Annotated in this window: 12 protein-coding genes; 9 read left to right on the forward strand and 3 right to left on the reverse strand. The window is 62.2% G+C overall.

The window, feature by feature from the left end; genetic code table 11:
• Window positions 1–129: 129 nt before the first annotated feature.
• A complete protein-coding gene (acnA, locus tag H6X51_RS16660; RefSeq protein ID WP_185268598.1) occupies window positions 130–2,859 on the reverse strand; it encodes an aconitate hydratase AcnA in 2,730 nt (909 codons plus the stop codon).
• Window positions 2,860–2,986: 127 nt separating this feature from the next.
• Here acnA and H6X51_RS16665 point away from each other — a divergent pair, with 127 nt between their 5' ends.
• On the forward strand, window positions 2,987–4,549 hold the full coding sequence (locus tag H6X51_RS16665) for a methyl-accepting chemotaxis protein (RefSeq protein WP_185268599.1): 1,563 nt from the start codon (window positions 2,987–2,989) through the stop codon (window positions 4,547–4,549).
• A gap of 277 nt (window positions 4,550–4,826) precedes the next feature.
• Entirely contained in the window at window positions 4,827–6,650 is a 1,824-nt protein-coding gene (glmS, locus tag H6X51_RS16670) for a glutamine--fructose-6-phosphate transaminase (isomerizing) (RefSeq protein ID WP_185268600.1), read from the forward strand.
• A 41-nt stretch (window positions 6,651–6,691) separates the two neighbouring features.
• Here the strand turns inward: glmS and H6X51_RS16675 are convergent, their stop codons facing one another.
• A complete protein-coding gene (locus H6X51_RS16675) occupies window positions 6,692–8,743 on the reverse strand; it encodes an acyltransferase family protein (protein ID WP_185268601.1) in 2,052 nt (683 codons plus the stop codon).
• 3 nt (window positions 8,744–8,746) lie between these two features.
• Window positions 8,747–9,799, reverse strand: a complete 1,053-nt coding sequence (locus H6X51_RS16680; RefSeq protein WP_328795711.1) for an ATP-grasp fold amidoligase family protein — start codon at window positions 9,797–9,799, stop codon at window positions 8,747–8,749.
• A 161-nt stretch (window positions 9,800–9,960) separates the two neighbouring features.
• Here H6X51_RS16680 and H6X51_RS16685 point away from each other — a divergent pair, with 161 nt between their 5' ends.
• The 7 genes from H6X51_RS16685 to H6X51_RS16715 all read left to right on the forward strand — a co-directional run bounded on the left by H6X51_RS16685 (window position 9,961) and on the right by H6X51_RS16715 (window position 19,694).
• The gene (locus tag H6X51_RS16685; RefSeq protein WP_185268603.1) at window positions 9,961–11,079 is read left to right on the forward strand and encodes a protein kinase domain-containing protein; all 1,119 of its coding nucleotides are present in this window, start codon (window positions 9,961–9,963) and stop codon (window positions 11,077–11,079) included.
• Between the two features lie 195 nt (window positions 11,080–11,274).
• Entirely contained in the window at window positions 11,275–13,503 is a 2,229-nt protein-coding gene (locus H6X51_RS16690) for a polysaccharide biosynthesis tyrosine autokinase (RefSeq protein ID WP_185268604.1), read from the forward strand.
• A 57-nt stretch (window positions 13,504–13,560) separates the two neighbouring features.
• On the forward strand, window positions 13,561–14,883 hold the full coding sequence (locus H6X51_RS16695) for a UDP-glucose dehydrogenase family protein (RefSeq protein WP_185268605.1): 1,323 nt from the start codon (window positions 13,561–13,563) through the stop codon (window positions 14,881–14,883).
• A 1-nt stretch (window position 14,884) separates the two neighbouring features.
• Window positions 14,885–16,096, forward strand: coding sequence for a glycosyltransferase family 4 protein (locus H6X51_RS16700; RefSeq protein ID WP_185268606.1), 1,212 nt, complete (start codon window positions 14,885–14,887; stop codon window positions 16,094–16,096).
• A 141-nt stretch (window positions 16,097–16,237) separates the two neighbouring features.
• Window positions 16,238–17,548 carry an O-antigen ligase family protein gene (locus H6X51_RS16705; RefSeq protein ID WP_185268607.1) on the forward strand — a complete coding sequence of 437 codons (1,311 nt, stop codon included), beginning with the start codon at window positions 16,238–16,240 and terminating at the stop codon, window positions 17,546–17,548.
• A complete protein-coding gene (locus H6X51_RS16710) occupies window positions 17,523–18,530 on the forward strand; it encodes a glycosyltransferase family 4 protein (protein ID WP_185268608.1) in 1,008 nt (335 codons plus the stop codon). Before H6X51_RS16705 ends, H6X51_RS16710 begins: the two co-directional genes overlap by 26 nt.
• Window positions 18,531–18,548: 18 nt before the next feature.
• The gene (locus tag H6X51_RS16715) at window positions 18,549–19,694 is read left to right on the forward strand and encodes a glycosyltransferase family 4 protein (protein ID WP_185268609.1); all 1,146 of its coding nucleotides are present in this window, start codon (window positions 18,549–18,551) and stop codon (window positions 19,692–19,694) included.

The raw sequence follows: 19,694 nt of genomic DNA on the forward strand, positions 1-19,694 counted from the left end.
TATACGACAGACAACCTGCTCTTGTCATTGAATGTTGAAAGCCTTGCAATGAGGGAGGAGACCATATACGACAACCCCAGGGGAGCACCTCGTGCGCAACAACCCCGGGGGGAGCGCCAGCCATCAGGCTCACTTCAACATCTCCCGCAGCACATAATGCAGAATCCCACCCGCCTTGAAGTAATCCACCTCATTGCCGGTATCGATCCGGCACTGCACCTCGAACTCCAGTTTCCGGCCATCGTCGCGGGTGGCGATGACCTTGAGCGGTTGGCCGGGCCGGAGCTGGTCGTTGATGCCGGGAATCTCCAGCACTTCATGCCCGGTCAACTGCAGCGTGGCAGCGCCCTGGCCATTGACGAACTGCAAGGGCAACACGCCCATGCCCACCAGGTTGGAGCGGTGGATACGCTCGAAGCTCTCGGCGATCACCGCCTTCACCCCCAGCAGGTTGGTGCCCTTGGCCGCCCAGTCGCGGCTCGACCCGGTGCCGTACTCCTTGCCGGCCAGCACCACCAGTGGCGTACCCTCGCGCTGGTAACGCATGGCCGCATCGTAGATCGACATGCGCTCGCCGCTGGGCACATGAATGGTCAGGCCGCCCTCCTCGCCGCCGAGCATGCGGTTGCGAATGCGGATATTGGCGAAGGTACCGCGCATCATGATTTCATGGTTGCCACGCCGCGAGCCGTAGGAGTTGAAGTCATCCGGGCTGACGCCCAGGCGCTGCAGGTACTCACCCGCCGGGGAGCTGGACTTGATGTTGCCCGCCGGCGAGATATGGTCGGTGGTGATCGAATCACCGAACACCGCCAATACCCGCGCCTGCTTAATCGGCCGCAGCGGTTGCAGCGGCTTGTCGATATCCTCGAAGTACGGCGGGTTCTGCACGTAGGTGGACTGGCTGTCCCAGGCATAGGTATCACCGCCACTGGTGGCAATCGCCCGCCAGTGCTCGTCGCCAGTAAACACATCGGCATAACGACGGCGGAACATGCTGTCCTCGACCAGCGCCACCGCCTCGGCGATCTCGGCATTGCTCGGCCACAGGTCACGCAGGTACACCGGCTTGTTGTCGCGATCCAGCCCCAGCGGCTCCTCCAGCAGATTGATCCGACTGTCACCCGCCAGCGCATAGGCAACCACCAGCGGCGGCGACGCCAGCCAGTTGGCCTTGACCTGCTGATGAATGCGCCCTTCGAAGTTGCGGTTGCCCGACAGCACCGCCGACACCACCAGGTCATGCTCACTGACCGCGTGACTGATCGGTTCAGGCAACGGCCCGGAGTTGCCGATGCAGGTGGTGCAACCGTAGCCGACCAGGTTGAAGCCCAACTGGTCCAGATACTCGGTCAGCCCGGCCCGCTCAAGGTAGTCGGTGACCACCTTGGAACCCGGAGCCAGCGATGACTTGACCCAAGGTTTGCGCCGCACGCCGCGCTCGACCGCCTTCTTCGCCAGTAGTCCGGCAGCCATCATCACGCTGGGGTTGGAGGTGTTGGTGCAGGAGGTGATCGCGGCAATCACCACGGCGCCATCCTTGAGCACATGCTCTTCGCCGTCGATGGTCACGCACACCTCGCCACTCGGCCCACCAATGGCCGCGCCACCACCACCTTCATCCTCCAGGCGTTCAACATCGCGCACCACCGGCGCCTTCTGCTGCTCCAGCAGCGCATCGAATGCCCTGTGCACATCGCCCAGCGCCACACGGTCCTGGGGCCGGCGCGGACCGGCCATGCTCGGCTCGACCTCGCCCATGTCCAGATGCAGGGTATCGGAGAACACCGGCTCATGGCCCGGCTCGCGCCACATCCCCTGCGCCTTGCTGTAGGCCTCGACCCGCTCCACCACCTCGCTCGGCCGACCGGTCAGGCGCAGGTAGCTCAGGGTCACCTCATCGATCGGGAAGAAGCCGCAGGTAGCGCCGTACTCCGGCGCCATATTGGCGATGGTGGCACGGTCGGCCAGCGGCAGATCGGCCAGGCCATCACCATAGAACTCGACGAACTTGCCCACTACCCCACGCTGGCGCAGCATCTGCGTCACCGTCAGCACCAGGTCGGTGGCGGTCATGCCCTCGCGCAGCTTGCCGGTCAGCTTGAAACCCACCACCTCGGGGATCAGCATCGACACCGGCTGCCCGAGCATCGCCGCCTCCGCCTCGATGCCCCCCACGCCCCAGCCCAGCACGCCCAGGCCGTTGACCATAGTGGTATGCGAATCGGTCCCGACCAGGGTGTCGGGATAGGCCCACAGCTGCCCATCGATCTGCTCGGCCCAGACACTCTGCGCCAGGTACTCCAGGTTCACCTGGTGACAGATGCCGGTACCCGGCGGCACCACCCGGAAGTTGTTGAACGCCTTCTGCCCCCAGCGCAGGAAGGCATAGCGTTCACCGTTGCGCTTGATCTCCATGGCCACGTTGTCATGGAAGGACTGTTCATCGCCGAAGCGGTCGACCATCACCGAATGGTCGATCACCAGGTCCACCGGCGACAGCGGGTTGATCCGCTGCGGATCACCACCGGCCCGTGCCACGGCATCACGCATGGCGGCCAGGTCGACCACCGCCGGTACGCCGGTGAAATCCTGCATCAATACCCGCGCCGGCCGGTACTGGATTTCCCGGTCGGAGTGCCGGGTGGTCAGCCAGTCGGCCATCGCCTGGATATCCTCACCGGTCACCGTCTGGCCATCCTCATAGCGCAGCAGGTTCTCCAGCAGCACTTTCAGCGACATCGGCAGGCGGTCGATTTCACCCAGCAACAGGCCGGCCTTGGGCAGCGAATGATACTGATAGGTCAGGCCGCCTACCTGCAGACTGCTGAGGGTTTGCAAACTGTCGATTGATGACATCAGGGACTGCTCCTCTTAGAATCTTCGAGACCGACAAGTCCGTTCAAGAACTAGGCGGTCTGGCCGATACCCCACCGGACAACACCTATTAGAATAGTCCAGATAACCAGAGCCTTCAGGAAAGCCCATGCGCAAGAATCTACCCGTGACCCAACGGGAGAGAACCTTCAATGCCAACCAGAGACTGATTTCCACCACCAACTTGAAAGGCGTAGTCACCTACTGCAACGATGCCTTCGTCGATGTATCCGGCTTCAGCCGCGAGGAGCTGATCGGCCAGGCGCACAATATCGTGCGTCACCCCGATGTGCCCCAGGCGGTCTATGCCCACCTGTGGAACGACCTCAAGCAGGGCCGCAGCTGGATGGGCGTGGTCAAGAACCGCTGCAAGAATGGCGATCATTACTGGGTCAATGCCTTCATCACGCCGATCCGCGAGAACGATGAAGTGGTCGGCTTCGAGTCGGTACGCACCAGGACCACACCCGACCAAGTCGCCCGCGCCACCCGCCTGTATGCCCGGCTCAATGCCGGCAGCAAGGCGGTGCCCGCCGACTGGCGGGGCATGTTGCAGATCCTGTTGCCAGTTGCGCTGATCAGCTGCTTCGGCGGCCTGTCGGTGCATTTCCTCGGCCTCTGGGGCCTGCTGCTGGCCGCGGCTGTCGGGGGCCCGATCGGTCTGCTGCTCAAGCACATGCGCGACCGTACCCTGCTGCGCATGCTCACCAAAGGCGCGGAAAACAGCATCATCGATCCCCTGCTCGCGCAGATGTACACCGACCATCGCGGCCCGCTCGGGCAGCTGGAAATGGCCCTGCACAGCCAGCAGGCCCAGCTGCGCACCTGCATCACCCGGGTCGCCGATAGCACCGAGCAGCTCCGACTGCAGGCCCTGCACAGCAGCGAGCTGTCCAGGCAGAGCAGCGACCAGCTGGAGCGCCAGCGCAACGAAACCGACATGGTCGCGGCCGCGGTCAATGAGATGTCCGCGGCAACCCAGGAAGTGGCCGGCAACGTGCACCGCGCGGCCGACGCCGCACGCAGCGCCAACCAGCAGGCCGAACAGGGCAAGGCGGTGGCCGGCAAGGCGCGCGACTCCATCGAGATGCTCTCCGCCTCGGTCAGCTCCGCCGCCACCGTCGCCTCGCAACTGGCGACCGATGCCAGGGAGATCGGCACGGTAGTCGACGTGATCAAGGGCATCGCCGAGCAGACCAACCTGCTGGCCCTCAACGCCGCCATCGAAGCCGCCCGCGCGGGCGAACAGGGCCGCGGTTTTGCCGTGGTCGCCGATGAGGTCCGGGCACTGGCCAAACGCACCGCCGACTCCACCGAGCAGATCCACGGGCTGATCGACAACCTGCAACAGGCCACCAACCGCGCGGTCAACACCATGCATGCCGGCAGCGAACAGGCGGACCAAGGCGTCGAGTTGGTGATTCAGGCCGACGAGGCACTGGACGGCATCCGCCAGGCCATCGAGCGGGTCAACGACATGGCCGGCCAGATCGCCAGCGCCGCCGAGGAACAGAGCGCCGTGGTCGACGAGATCAACCATAACATCACCAATATCGCCGTCCTCTCCGACCAGACCGCAACCCACGCCCGAAGCAGTGCCGAGATCAATCTGCAACTGGCTGACAGCGCCACCCAGCAGAGTGCGTTGGTGGAGCGTTTCAACCGGCGCTGAGCACGATGTCGTCGCGCAGGCGCGCGACAACCCTGGGGGTGTGGTGCCCCGGTCCGCGTTCGGGCGCTACGCCTGCGATCTCCGGGCAAAATGCGTCGTCGAGTCCGATCGCGGCCCGAGGCGCTCGACAACCCCGGGGGTGTAGCGCGCCTGCGCTACGCCTGCGGTCTCCGAGCACATACGTCGTCGCGCAGGCGCGCGACAACCCGGAAATATCGCCCCTCGACCAGCAGTGATAAACTGCCCTCTTTGCATCCGGCAACAAGGAAACCACAACATGTGCGGAATCGTCGGCGCGGTCGCTCAGCGCAATATCACTCCCATTCTGCTCGAAGGTCTGCGTCGCCTGGAATATCGCGGCTATGATTCGGCGGGCGTTGCCGTATTGGCCAGCGGTACCGGTATCCAGCGGGTTCGTGCCACCGGCAAGGTGGCGGAACTGGAGAGCGCCCTGGCGACCAATCCCGCCAATGGCTACCTGGGCATCGCCCATACCCGCTGGGCCACCCATGGCAAACCGGCCGAGCACAATGCTCACCCCCACGTCTCCAAAGGGCTGGCGATCGTCCACAACGGCATCATCGAAAACCACGCTCCCCTGCGCAAGAAGCTGACCGACCTGGGCTATGTGTTCACCTCGGAAACCGATACCGAGGTGGTCGCGCACCTGATCGCCTGGCATTACAGTCAGGACGCAGACCTGCTGAAGGCCTTTCGTGCCACCCTCGGCGAACTGCACGGCGCCTATGCACTGGCGCTGGTGCATGAGGACGAGCCGCAGCACCTGTATTGCGCGCGCATGGGCAGCCCGCTGGTCATCGGCGAAGGCAGCGGCGAGCACTATCTGGCCTCCGACCCGCTGGCGCTGCTGCAGGTCACCGACCGCTTCCGTTACCTGGACGAAGGCGATCACGCGCGTCTGAGCGACCAGCAGTGCGACATCTGGGACCGCGAGCATCAGCAGGTCGAGCGCTCGGTCAAACGCTACGAACACGCCGCCCACAGTCTGGAAAAAGGCGAATATCGCCACTACATGCTCAAGGAAATCTTCGAGCAACCCGACGCCATCAGCGATACCCTCAGCGGCATCCTTGGCGATGACCACGTACTGACCGCCATTCTCGGCCCGGAAGCGGAAACCAAGCTGGCGGATATCCAGAACATCCACATCGTCGCCTGCGGCACCAGCTACCATGCCGGTCTCGTCGCCCGCTACTGGATCGAGTCCCTGGTCGGCCTGCCCTGTCAGGTCGAGGTGGCCAGTGAATACCGCTACCGCCGCGTGGTGGTGCCAGCCAATACCCTGCTGGTCACCATATCCCAGTCAGGTGAAACCGCCGATACCCTGGCCGCGCTGCGCTTTGCCAGCAACCAGGGCTATCTCGCCACCCTGGCTATCTGCAACGTCGCCGGCAGCTCTTTGGTACGCGAGGCCGACTGGCGCCTGCTGACCCATGCCGGCCCGGAAATCGGCGTCGCCTCGACCAAGGCATTCACCACGCAGCTGGTTGCCCTGCTGTGGTTCACCACCGCGCTGCTGCAGGTGCGCAACAGCAGCGCGCCGCAGGTGGCCGAAAACGTGGCGGCGCTGCGCAAACTGCCGGCGCTGATCGGCCAGGTGCTGGCACTGGAGCCGGCCATCACCAGCCTGGCGCAGCGTTTCGCCAACAAGCATCACGCCCTGTTCCTCGGTCGCGGCCCGCACTACCCCATCGCCATGGAAGGTGCGCTCAAGCTCAAGGAGATATCCTATATCCACGCCGAGGCCTATGCCGCCGGTGAGCTCAAGCACGGCCCGCTGGCACTGGTCGACGAGGACATGCCGGTGGTCAGCGTCGCCCCCAGCGACAGCCTGCTGGAAAAGCTCAAGTCCAACCTGGAGGAAGTGCGTGCCCGCGGTGGCGAACTGATCACCTTCGCCTGTGAAAGCATCGACCACCAGCAGGGCGACGGCATCATCAGCCTGCCGCAGGTGGACGACATCATCTCGCCGATCCTCTACACCATTCCGCTGCAACTGCTCAGCTACCATGTCGCCCTGGTCAAGGGCACGGATGTCGACAAGCCCAGGAACCTGGCCAAGTCGGTGACCGTCGAGTAACTCGCGGCCCTGGCCTGGCAATACCAGGCCAGAGCCCATAGTCAGAACACCAACGCTCCGCGCCTGAGAAGGCGGCTGGCCTGTCGCTCGGCCAACGACCAGGCCGAACGGTCGATCGCCTCTGCCAGGAAGCCACTCAGGGACTTCATGTAAAGGGTGGATACGTGGCTTCTGTCCTTGTAGATCAGGATATTGCCGGCCACTGCCGGGCAACTGTCGCGGGTGCAGAAGTAATCGCTCATATCGATGAAGTGGATGGCCTGCCCCTCCCCGCCCAATTCCTCCAGCGGCAAGCGCAGGTCCACCGCCAGTGCCTGCTCCCTCGGCCGCGAACAGCGTTGCGAGTCAGCGCCGTTGATATCGACACAGGTCGGCACATGGAAGCCCATGAAGGGCGTATCGCGCACGGCGATGATCTTCAGCCGCATCCGCTGCAGCTTCTGCCACTGGACCACATAGCCTGGCGGAACATGTTCCGCACGGTCCGCGGTGGCTGCCACGCTGGCCGTGGTGAACACCAGATCCGGGGCCAGTCGTTCGAGCGCCGCCAACACGTTGTCATTCCATAGCGCACAGGAATTCTCCCGATTCTCCGGCGACTCCTGTGCATTGGCGGTAAAGCGGCACCCATTCTTGGTGAAACTCACCAGCCGCCAGTTGCGCTGCAGGGCGATCTTCTCCAATGCCGGCACCCAATGGGTAGCATGGGAGCTACCCACCACGGCGATGGTCAGCACACCGTCGGCATGTCCATAATGACAGGCACTCGCCTCGCTCCCCAGCAGGCCCTGGTGACAACCCTCGCGATAGGGCTTGGGCACATCCCTGCTGGCCATGAACGGCTCGGGAATGACCCTCGCCTCCTCCAGCACATGCTCCGCAGCCCCTGCGCTCAGCGCCCGTGCACCGGGATAGCGCACCGCATCCACCGTTTCCGGCACCTGATAGTGTTCGGCCAGGCCCTGCACCTCGTTACGCCACAGGGCGATCGCCAGCACCAGTGGAGCCACTGCAACCAGTGCCGTGGCATAGACAAAGCCCGGAGACCGCGTGCCCAGTCGCGCTCGCAGCGGCTTTTCCACCAGGCGGGTGGTGCCCCAGGCCAGCAGCAACGACAGCAGCATGATCATCACACCGCCATACCAGACTGCTCCCAATTCGACAAAAGTAGCCCGGAAGAAGATCATGATCGGCCAGTGCCAGAGATAGAAGGCATAACTGATCCCACCCAGCCAGACCAACGGTCGAATCGCCAGTAAGCCACCGGCACTGTTGCTCACTGCGCTCGCTCCGGCCGCCAGGATCAGCGCCGCACCCAGCGATGGCCACAGCGCCACGTACCCGGGAAAGCTCAGCGATACGTCCAGCACCAGCCCGCAACTCAGAATCGCCGCCAACCCCAGCCAGCCCATGAACCGGCGCGGAGCTTCGGCAAGCGCCGCCCAGGGCATGATGGCCACCAGCCCACCCAGCGCGAACTGCCAGACCCGGGCGAAGGTGTTGAAATAGGCGAAGGTCTGGTTGGCAGCGGTATGGATGATGGAAAAAACCAGCGACAGGACGAATACACCGGCAAAGGTCAGCAGCACCGCCTGGCGCCGGCCCAGCGCCAGTAGCCTGCCCAGGTACAGCGCCAGCATGATGACGAACGGCCAGAGCGCATAGAACTGCCCCTGCGCCGACAGCGCCCAGTAATGCTGTACCGGGCTGGGCTGGTTATCACGGGCCAGATAGTCCACCGAGTTGAATGCCAGCAGCCAGTTCTCGAGGTAGAACATCGCCGCCAGGCTTTCCTTCATCGAAGCCATCCACAGCGATCGTGGCAACAGCAGCCAGGTACCGAGCAGCACCGCGGCGATCACCAGCAGCGCGGCGGGTAACAGTCGCCGGGCCAGTCCGGCCCAGAACAGCAAGGGTCGCACCCGCCCCAGCCGCTCGCTCTGGCGCAGCAGCGAAAGCGTGATCAGGTACCCGGAAACCACGAAAAATACATCCACGCCACCGGATACCTTGTTCATCCAGATATGGAATATCGCCACCAGCAAGGCGGCCAGCGCCCGTAGCCCTTCGATGTCACCGCGATATGTATCCATGCCTCACCCCAGTTCGTTCACCGCGTTGTGGAAATGACCGCTGCGCTCGCTGGCGACCTCGGCGGCACCCGACATGGGAATCTCCGGCCAGCGAAACAACGCCCCCAACTTCCGATCCCACTCCGCTGGATACAACTTGAAAGCGCCCGCTCCCGGCGTGAAGGTGATCTCACCGACATAGACATGCCCTTCAAACAGGTACAGATCCACCCGGCAATAGCCGAACGGCTGCGCCAGGCGGCTGGCCACATCCAGCATCTCGGCCAGATTGGCCGGAGCAGTGGTGATCGCCGTATCGGTGCTCTGCGGCAAGGTTCCACCCAATCGAAACGGCAGGCTCTGCCAGTCCGCCGAATACAGGTTCTGGGTCATTCTGCCGAAGCGGCCATTGATGACCTGCACGAACAGATAGCTGTCCCCCTCGGCGGGATTGAATACATGGATCTTGTAGTCCGCCGGTGGGCCGGCGTCGGTCAACAACGCCTGCTCGAACAGCACCTGTGGCCGGATCGCCTTGTAGTGCCGCTCTCCCCGGCATTTGGAAAAGTCATCACGCAGCCACGAGTTGCCCAGGCTAACCAGAGCGGCAATGTCCTCCCGCGACTTGTCCGGAACAATGCGAACAGAGCCGCTACTGTTGTTGGTTTTCATGACAAAGGTATTGGGCAGATGCTCAAATTGTGACGCAGTTATCATTTCCACTGCGCCATACAGTGGGACATTGAACTTCTCGCCTACAGTATCCCGAATGTACTCCCGGGCCAGGACCTTATCGGCCAGGCGGGAAAAGTGCGGCAAGGGATAACGCATCCGGTGATGCAGCTTCTCGGTCAACCTCTCGGGGTTATCGAAGTTGCACAGCCTCCCATGTCTTTTCAGATACCGAAGCTGATACTCCACAACCTCGGGCAAAAGCCCCAGGGACACCGATATCAGTGATGATCGCGCTTTCTCGATGGTCTTTTCAGCGTAACTACGCAAGATTTCCATATACTTACCCCAACGCACTAAGGGAGGCCAGGTCGGTGCAGCAGATATGAGATTGCCACTACCCATCCACAGGGTTATTCAGGCATGAAAACCGGCATTTCGCCTTCACGAATCAATAACGCCGGCTCAATAGTCACCAATCAATAACGATTCACTAACGCAGCAAACTTAATCAGCCAACATCTGCCTTAATAGCGTCGTGATTCATCCTGCTGAGGAGACGGCATATGGATTTACTCGATAAACGACCTGCCAGGCTGTACCGATATTTCTTCGGTACAGCCGAATTCGATGAAGCGAAGTTCGAACTCAGGATAAACGGAACGCCTGTAGCGATTGAACGCAGGCCATTGGTATTACTGGCAAAAATGCTCGAGCATGCAGACCAGGTAGTGACCAAGGGCGAACTTCTGCAAACGGTCTGGGGCGGCCGGCTCACCGTGGAGAACGTATTGGCCAACGCAACGGCCAAGTTGCGCAAGGCACTGGGGGAAAATGCCCCGCTGCTGATCACCATCCCCCGCGTCGGCTACCGCATCAAGGGGCCGGTCAGGAAGATGGAGGCCGAGCCCGACTGCAGCATCATTCCCTCGCTGCCCCACCTCAGTGCACATCTGGCGGCCAGCAACCCGCTGTTCACCAGCGCGCGGATCAGCCCACCCCCGCCCTCATCCCATTACCTGGATGTCATTTCGATGAACCCAACCGGCGAACTCGGCAGCTTCGGCGCTACCGTCGATGCCCAGGCGGATATGGCGAGCGCCTATGCGGAGGGCGCAGCCTTCCACGCGGCAGGTGGTACCAGTCTGGATGCATGGGCCGGACGGCACCACCTATCGATCATGCCGCTGGAACAACGGCTCGATCTGTTCATGAGCCTGGCCAGGGAAGTGTCCATGCAGCACTCCAAAGGCACCGTGCATTCGTTCCTGAAGCCCGACAACCTGATTGTGTCCGAAGATGGTCATATAAGAATCACGGCACCCGGGAAGTCCCTGGGCAATCCGGCCCCGGAGCAACATTACAACAATTGCAGTTGCTTCTACCGCGCCCCGGAAACCTACCGCAACGGCGGTGTATCCCAGCGCAGCGATATCTACTCCCTGGGCGTTCTTCTGTACCAGATACTGGCCTCGGACTTTTCCCGGCCACTGCTTCCTGACTGGCGACAAGACATCACCAACAGATCGATCCAGCATACGATTGAAGCAGCCACTCACTCCTGCCCTTCCCTGCGGCCGGGGTCAGTGGAAGACCTAGTTAAACCCTTGTACACCCACCGAATCGGACATCACCAACAGCCTGAAATCTGGACGGCTGCCCTGGCAAACATGTTCCGGCAGTAGCGGTACGTTTTACCAAACTGCTTTTTCTCAAACGTGCAGTAGCCGTTGTGGCTGCCGTATGCCCGCCCGAGAAAGTTTTATACCGACATATCAACAGTTCTCAGGATCCGACTGCAAATCCTGGGGCGGTAGCGTGCCTGAAAAGGCCATGCCGGAGCTCCCCATACTCACATTTGCGCCCGCGCAAGGAAAATCATGCAAAACATTTCGTCCCCCTATCGCAACCAGGGCAATACCGATGAAATCGATCTGGCAGTGCTGTTCGGCGCACTGATCGAAGGCAAATGGATCATTGCCGGCCTGACGATCGCGTTCGCCCTGCTGGGCATGGCCTATGCCATCCTGGCGACGCCAATCTTTCAGGCCAACGCGCTGATCCAGATCGAGGAGAAAAGCGGTGGGCGACTGGCGGGGCTGTCGGAACTGTCCGATGTCTTCGGAACCCCTTCCAAGGCCGTCACCGAGATCGAACTGCTCAAGTCCCGGGCCGTCATAGGCCAGGCCGTGATCAACCTGAAACTGGACACGCTCTCGGCACCCAACCACTTCCCACTGATCGGCGAATGGGCAGCGCGGCGCTTCCAACCGCACTTCAGAGGCGAGGTGGCCATGCCCTGGTTTGGCCTGACCGAGTATGCCTGGGGCGGCGAGGAGCTGGATATCTTCCAGCTGGAGGTACCCGCCGAATACCTGGACAAACCCCTGACCCTGGTGGCCGGGGAGCACGATTACTTCAGTCTTTACGATGAAGATGACGCACAGCTGCTCACCGGGCAGATCGGCCAGCAGCTCGACCAGAACGGCTTCAAGGTGCAGATCGCTACCCTGCGGGCGCGGCCAGGCACCCGTTTCACGGTATCCCGCAACCGCCTGCTGAATACCATCATGCACTACCAGAATGAGCTGGAAGCCAGTGAGCGCTCCAGGGATTCCGGCATCATCAGCCTCAGCCTCCAGCACCCGGACCACCAGCACTCCATTCGCGTCCTGGATGAAGTAAGCCGTCTCTACGTTCGCCAGAACGTAGAGCGCAACTCCGCCGAAGCGGCACAGAGCCTGGAGTTCCTGCGCGAGCAGCTGCCCCAGGTGCGCTCGGAGCTGGAACGCTACGAGCAGGCCCTGAACGACTTCCAGATGAGCAGCAAGTCGGTCGACATCTCCATCGAAACCCAGTCGGTACTCAGCCAGATCATCGAGCTGGACACCCTGATCTCCGAGCAGAACCTCAAACGCGCCGAGTTGCAGCGCCGCTTCACCGGTGAGCATCCGTCCTACCAGATCCTGCTCGAACAGACCCAGCAGTTGCAACGGCAGCGCAACGAGTTGAGCAAGAAGGTCGATGAGCTGCCCGAAACCCAGCAGGAACTACTGCGTCTGTCACGGGATGTAGCGGTGACCACCGAGGTCTACACCGCCATGCTCAACCGCTCCCAGGAGCTGGATGTATTGCGCGCCGGCACCGTCGGCAACGTGCGCATCATCGACGCCGCCGACGCCAGCGTATCGCGCCCGGTTAAGCCGAAAAAGGCCCTGATCACCGTCCTGGCCACCCTGTTCGGCGGCTTTCTCGGCGTAGCCGTGGTGCTGCTGCGGCAGATTCACAATCGCGGCGTCGAGAACCCGGAGATCATCGAGCACCTGGGATTGCCGGTCTATGCCGCCATCCCCTTCAGCAAGGACCAGGAACATCTGGAGAAGAACCTGCGCAGCAACAGCAAGGCGGCGCAGCGCAACTCGCTGTTGCTGGCAATGAAGAACCCCGCCGACCTGGCCGTGGAGTCACTGCGCCGCCTGCGGACCAGCCTGCACTTCGCCCATGCCGAGGCGAAGAACAACGTACTGATGATCTCCGGCCCCAGCCCATCGGTGGGCAAGTCCTTCGTCGCCGCCAACCTGGCGGCGACCATGGCCCAGGCCGGACAGAAAGTCCTGCTGATCGATGCCGACATGCGCAAGGGTTACCTCAACAAGATGTACCGCCTGCCCGCCAGGGATGGATTATCCGAGCTGCTCACCGCGCGCCTGGACCTGGACAGCGCCATCCATCGCACCGAAATCGACAGCTTGCACCTGATACCCCGCGGGCGCATTCCACCCAACCCTTCCGAGCTGTTGATGCATGAGAACTTTCGGCGCTTTCTCGATGAAGTGGACGCACGTTATGACCTGATCGTGATCGACACCCCGCCGGTCCTGGCGGTGACCGACGCCTCGATCGTCGGTCGCGAAGCCGGCATCTGCCTGCTGGTCACCCGTTTCGGCCAGAACTCGGCCAAGGAGATAGAAGCCGCCAAGCGCTGTTTCGAGCAGGACGATATCCAGCTCAAGGGCGCCATCTTCAACGCCGTAATCAAGAAGTCATCCGTGTATGGATACAGTCACTACGGCCACTATTTCTATGAATACCGATCCGAAAAGGCCTGAGGTCGTTACCCCTTCACCCGCTGACCAATCTGCCCTTATTGATGACAGGGAACCAACATGAAAGTAACCGTATTCGGCACCGGCTATGTCGGCCTGGTGCAAGGCGCCGTGCTGGCGGAAGTCGGCCACCAGGTCATATGCGTTGACGTCGATCCGGACAAGATCGAGCAATTGAAACAGGGACGTATTCCGATCCATGAGCCTGGCCTGGAGAACCTGGTACGCGACAACCACGCCGCTGGCCGGCTGCAGTTCACCACCGATGCCGCCCTGGGCGTACTGCACGGCAGCGTCCAGTTCATCGCCGTGGGCACCCCGCCCGATGAAGACGGTTCCGCCGATCTGCAATACGTCCTTGCCGTCGCCAGCACCATCGCCGAACACATGGATGGGCACCGCATCATCATCAACAAATCCACCGTACCGGTAGGCACCGCAACCCGTGTGCAGCAGGCCGTCAGCCAGATACTCGCCGACCGGGGCAATCCAGCACTGAGCTTCGACGTGGTCTCCAACCCCGAGTTTCTCAAGGAAGGCTCCGCGGTGGCCGACTGCATGCGCCCCGACCGCATCATCATCGGTACCGACAGCAGCGCGGCCGAAGAAGTGATGCGCGAACTGTATGCGCCCTTCAACCGCAACCACGAGAAAATCATCGTCATGGATGTGCAGAGCGCAGAACTGACCAAGTATGCCGCCAACTGCATGCTCGCCACCAAGATCAGCTTCATGAACGAAATGGCCAACCTCGCCGAGCAGCTCGGCGCCGATATCGAGATGGTCCGCCAGGGCATCGGCTCGGACCCGCGCATCGGCTATCACTTCATCTATGCCGGCGCCGGTTACGGCGGCTCCTGTTTCCCCAAGGATATCCAGGCACTGATTCGTACCGCCGACAGCATCGACTTCGACGCGCGCGTTCTCAAGGCAGTCGAGTCGCGCAACAGGGAGCAGAAGACCCTGTTGTTCCGCAAGATTTCCCGGCACTTCAACGGCAACCTCAGCGGCAAGACCTTCGCCATCTGGGGGCTGGCGTTCAAACCCAATACCAACGACATGCGCGAGGCGCCCAGCCGCACGCTGATGGAGGCACTCTGGCAAGCCGGTGCGCGCGTGCAGGCGTACGACCCCGAAGCCATGGAAGAGACCCAGCGCCTGTACCTGCATCGCGATGACCTGCAGTTGTGCGGCACCAAGGAGGCAGCGCTCAGGGGCGCGGACGCGCTGGTAGTAGTCACCGATTGGCAGGCCTTCAAGGCGCCGGATTTCGAGCTGATCGCCAACTACCTGAGCAGCCCGGTGATCTTCGATGGCCGCAATCTGTACGAGCCCGCACGCATGCAGAACAAGGGCTTCCACTACTACGCCATAGGACGATGAAATGAACATCGTCCTGCTCAACACCCTGTATCACCCCTACCGCATCGGCGGCGCCGAGGTGTCCGTGCAACTGCTGGCCGAGTCACTGGCCGATGCCGGGCACCAGGTCAGCGTCATCACCCTGCACGATGCGCGGCAGTACCGGGTCGAGCAGCTCAATGGCGTGACCGTGCACCGTCTGCCGCTGAGAAACATCTACTGGCCATTCCCGGCAACGCACGGTAATCCGCTGCTGCGCCTGGCGTGGCATGTGCTGGATATCTACAACCCGCTGGCGCGGGCGGACGTGCGCCGGCTGCTCGAACAGATCCGCCCCGAGGTGCTGCACACCAACAATCTCGCCGGGTTTTCCGTAGCGGTGTGGGATGCGGCGCGGGCACTGGGTATCGCCGTGCTGCATACCTCGCGGGACTACTATCTGATCCATCCCAACTGCACGCTGTATGACGGCGAGCGCAATCAGCCCCCGACGGCGCTGGCCTGCCGGCTGTTTTCGCTGGTCAAGAAGTGGCGCTCGCAACAGGTACGGCAGTATGTGGCGATCAGCGAGCATGTGGGCTGCCTGCATCGAAAGCTGGGCTATTTCCGTCATGCATCCGCCGAGGTGATCTACAACTCGATAACCCAGCCGGAACTGCCCCCACGCAGCCGCAGCTCCGGGCAGACCGTGACGCTGGGCTATATGGGCAGGCTGGAGCCAGCCAAGGGCATCGAACTGGCCCTGCAGGTATGTCGCCGGCTCGGGCCGGGCTATCGCCTGCACATCGCCGGCACTGGCCAGGCCGCGTACATGGCGCAGTTGCAGGCAGCCAATGCCGATCTGCCGCTGACCTGGTTGGGCCATGTGCCGCCGGCACAGTTCTTCCCCGCCATCGACATCCTGCTGGTGCCATCGCAATGGGCCGAGCCGCTTGGACGAGTGGTGCTGGAAGCGGCTTCCCATGGCGTGCCGGTAGTCGGCTCGGATTGCGGCGGCATCCCGGAAATCATCAACCCGGGCCACACCGGCTACGCCTGCCCGCCCGATGACGCCGACGCCTTCGCCGAGGCCGTACGCAAGCTGGCCGCCCAGGACTGGCGGACCCTCACCACGCAATGCACCATCTGGGCCAGACAGTTCTCCCGGCAAAGCATCACCCAGCAGTACCTGCGCGCCTTCGAACAACAGAGTGAGCTGCCAAACACGCGCTCGCCGACAACACCGCTGGCGTAGCACCCAAACGCTGACCGGGGCGCTATCCCCCCAGGACATACGCTCACCCGGGTTGTCGAGCGCCCGCTCGACGACAGCAACCCCAAAGATCGCATTTCATCTCAACCATCGACATCACATCACCACCACACCAGAGCCACCATGAAATCCCAGTATTTCCGCCTCAATACCGCATTCCTGTTGCTGGTACTCCTGTTCGTGGTACTCGGTAACCTGCCGCGCTTCGTACCGATTGCCGGCTCGTTCGGCAATATCAATGCCAGCGAACTGGTGCTGTACCTGTGCGCCGCACCGATACTGGTCAAGAACTTCAAGCGGGTCATCACCTCCAGGGCGGTGTTGTTCCTGCTGTGCCTCAACACCTTCTCGCTCGGCGTCGGCATCTACCATTACGGCGCCGCCAGCGATGCCATCTTCTACAACATCCGCCTCAGCGCCATGATCCTCTCGGCATTTGCCGCCGGCGTGGCCATGCACTGGGTGTTTCGCGACGATATCTCCCGCCTGGCCAAGGCCTTCGCCATCACCTACGGCATCGCCACCCTGTTCAGCTTCGTCGTGCTGGCCCTGTATCCCGACTCCACCGTGCTCTGGCTGAAACTCGAGCAGATGGGCATCAACTTCACCGGCGACCCGCATCAGTTCCGCCTGGTCTCCACCTACCTGGACCCGAACTTCTTCGGCACCATCATAGTGCTGCCGATCCTGATGGCGACTCTGGTCATTCGCCACACGCCCTACTTCGCCCTGTTACTGATGATGGTGGTCGCCCTGCTGTTCAGTTTCTCCCGTTCGGGCATCTCCCTGGCGCTGCTCGCCTTCACCTGCCTGTTCGGCATCCGCCTGCTGAGCACCGTCACCCAGTACCAGATGAAGCGCATTACCGTGCAGCCCCTGCATGTCTATTTCCTGCTGTTGTCACCCTTCCTGGTCCTGGCGCTGATCTACAGTTTCGACAGCCAGATCGAGCGGGTCATCGAGCGCTTCACCTCCACCCGCGCCGACAACTCCGCGCTGTCACGACTCAGGGCATTCCAGACCGGCATGGACCTGATTGCCGAACACCCCCTGCTCGGTCATGGCTACAACTTTTCCATCAGGCAGCTGCTCAAGACCGGCACCAAGGTCGACTCCAGCCTGCAACTGGTGATCATCAGCTATGGCTTCGTCGGCACCCTGGTCAGCTTCATCGCCGCCGGCACCTGGGCCTGGATCATCGGCAGCAAGCTTCGCCACCTGGCCTCACCACTGCCCTACCAGCTGTTCCGGATGCTCATCGTCTACACCGCATTGACCCTGCTCTGGGCCGGGCACTTCAACCAGATCGTCTTCTACCCGTTCTGGCTGCTGCCGGTACTGGCGCTGTTCTTCTACTTCGACCAGCTCTGCGTGAGCCTGAAATCACCCCACTTTGCACGGAGCCGCCATGCAGCATTCGCACATAGCCTTTGACTCCAGGTGGATCGGCCAGCATGGCATCGGCCGCTTCGCCACCGAACTGCAGGATCGCCTCAACTTCACCTGCCTGTTCACCGACCCGGCTCACCCGAGTTCATTCGCCTCATCCATCAGGCTCGGTCGCTGGCTGGCCAGCAGTGGTGCCAAGGCGCTGTACAGCCCTGGCTACATTCCACCATCGGCCAGCCGCCTACCCTTCGTGTTCACCATCCACGACCTCAACCACCTGGATGTCGAGCACAACAGTTCGGCCCTGAAGAAGCTCTACTACCAGTTGATCATCCGCCCCGCCGTGCACCGGGCCGCGCAGGTACTGACCGTGTCGGAATTCTCCCGCCAGCGCATCATCGACTGGGCGGATTGCCGACCGGAGCAGGTCAGCGTGGTGAGCAACGGCGTCAGTGATGCATTCCACACCGGCGTGCTACCCAGGCAGCCCGGCTTTGCCTACTTCTTCTGCTGCAGCAACCGCAAGGGGCACAAGAATGAACCGCGGCTGATCCGCGCCTTCAGGCACAGCGGCCTGTATCGCGACAGCAAGTTGGTCTTCACCGGCACCGCCACAATGGAGTTGCAGCGGTTGATCCACCGCGATGGCCTGGAGCGGCGGGTGCTGTTCACCGGGCAGCTCAGCGAAAACGAACTGGCCTCCTGGTACCGCGGCGCCATCGCCACGGTGTTTCCGTCCCTGTACGAAGGCTTCGGGCTACCGGTCGCCGAGAGCATGGCCTGCGGCACGCCGGTCATCACTTCACGAACCTCATCCATGCCGGAAGTCGGCGCCGGCGCCGCCCTGTATGTCGACCCGACCGATACCGAGAACATCGCCACCGCCATGCTCGCCGTCGCCGGCAGCGAAGAACTGAGCCGCACCCTGAGCGCCAAGGGCCTGATCCAGGCACGCAATTTCACCTGGGACAGAACCGCAGATCTGGTCAGCCAGGCACTGGAAAAGCTGTCTCCCCTCATCGCATGAACATCAAAGGAACCCGCAATGAAAGTCGCCATCGTTGTTGACTGGCTCACCGTCTACTCGGGCGCCGAGCGCGTCGTCGAGCAGATTCTGCAGTTGTACCCGGATGCCGACCTGTTCTCCCTGGTCGACTTCCTGGAAGAAGACCAGCGTGCCTTTCTCAATGGCAAGCAGGCCACCACCTCGTTCATCCAGCGCATGCCCATGGCCAGGAAGCGTTACCGTCATTACCTGCCGCTGATGCCCCTGGCCATCGAGCAGTTCGACCTGAGCAGTTACGACCTGGTCATCTCCAGCTCCCACGCGGTGGCCAAGGGCGTGCTGACCGGGCCGGACCAGCTGCATATCTGCTACATCCACTCGCCGGTGCGCTACGCCTGGGACCTGCAGCATCAATACCTGCTGGAATCCGGGCTCAGTCGCGGGCTGAAGAACTGGATCGCCCGCTGGTCGCTGCATTACATCCGCAACTTCGATGCGCGCTCATCACTCGGCGTCAATGTGTTCATCGCCAATTCCGAGTTCATCGCCCGGCGCGTGCAGAAGTGCTACCGGCGTCCGGCCGAGGTGGTCTATCCACCGGTGAACATCCAGGACTTCAGCCTGCAATCCAACAAGCAGGAGTTCTACGTCGCCGCCTCGCGCATGGTGCCCTACAAGCGCATGGACATGATCGCCGAGGCTTTCCGGCACATGCCCGGGCGCCAGCTGGTGATCATCGGCGACGGCCCGGACATCCACAAGGTACGCGCCAAGGCAGCTGGCGCGCCCAATATCACGGTTACCGGCTTCCTGCCCTTCGCGCAGATGAAACGCTACATGCAGGACGCCAGGGCGTTCGTGTTCGCCGCCGAGGAGGATTTCGGCATCACCCCGGTCGAGGCCATGGCCTGCGGCACGCCGGTGATCGCCTACGGCAAGGGCGGCGCCCTGGAAACCGTCATCGACGGTAGAACAGGACTGTTCTTTCCCCAGCAGAATGTCGAATCGCTCATCCAGGCCGTGGAGCGCTTCGAAACCACCGGCCACGCCATCAGTCCCGAAAGTTGTCGCGAGCAGGCGGAGCATTTTTCCGTCGAGCTGTTTCGCGAGCGATTTTCCCGGACGGTGGCGGCGGCCATCCAGGAGTTCAACCCGCATCCCTCTTTTACCCCGACAGGAGTATGA

This window comes from Halopseudomonas xiamenensis (assembly GCF_014219065.1).
In the GTDB taxonomy this organism is placed as follows: Bacteria; Pseudomonadota; Gammaproteobacteria; order Pseudomonadales; family Pseudomonadaceae; genus Halopseudomonas; species Halopseudomonas xiamenensis.

Excerpts from the sequence above, each read along its gene's own strand:
- acnA (WP_185268598.1), bottom strand. The coding sequence starts at position 2,859 with ATGTCATCAATCGACAGTTTGCAAACCCTCAGCAGTCTGCAGGTAGGC.
- H6X51_RS16715 (WP_185268609.1), top strand. The coding sequence starts at position 18,549 with ATGAAAGTCGCCATCGTTGTTGACTGGCTCACCGTCTACTCGGGCGCC.
- glmS (WP_185268600.1), top strand. The coding sequence starts at position 4,827 with ATGTGCGGAATCGTCGGCGCGGTCGCTCAGCGCAATATCACTCCCATT.
- H6X51_RS16710 (WP_185268608.1), top strand. The coding sequence starts at position 17,523 with ATGCAGCATTCGCACATAGCCTTTGACTCCAGGTGGATCGGCCAGCAT.
- H6X51_RS16675 (WP_185268601.1), bottom strand. The coding sequence starts at position 8,743 with ATGGATACATATCGCGGTGACATCGAAGGGCTACGGGCGCTGGCCGCC.
- H6X51_RS16695 (WP_185268605.1), top strand. The coding sequence starts at position 13,561 with ATGAAAGTAACCGTATTCGGCACCGGCTATGTCGGCCTGGTGCAAGGC.
- H6X51_RS16685 (WP_185268603.1), top strand. The coding sequence starts at position 9,961 with ATGGATTTACTCGATAAACGACCTGCCAGGCTGTACCGATATTTCTTC.
- H6X51_RS16700 (WP_185268606.1), top strand. The coding sequence starts at position 14,885 with ATGAACATCGTCCTGCTCAACACCCTGTATCACCCCTACCGCATCGGC.
- H6X51_RS16690 (WP_185268604.1), top strand. The coding sequence starts at position 11,275 with ATGCAAAACATTTCGTCCCCCTATCGCAACCAGGGCAATACCGATGAA.
- H6X51_RS16680 (WP_328795711.1), bottom strand. The coding sequence starts at position 9,799 with ATGGGTAGTGGCAATCTCATATCTGCTGCACCGACCTGGCCTCCCTTA.
- H6X51_RS16705 (WP_185268607.1), top strand. The coding sequence starts at position 16,238 with ATGAAATCCCAGTATTTCCGCCTCAATACCGCATTCCTGTTGCTGGTA.
- H6X51_RS16665 (WP_185268599.1), top strand. The coding sequence starts at position 2,987 with ATGCGCAAGAATCTACCCGTGACCCAACGGGAGAGAACCTTCAATGCC.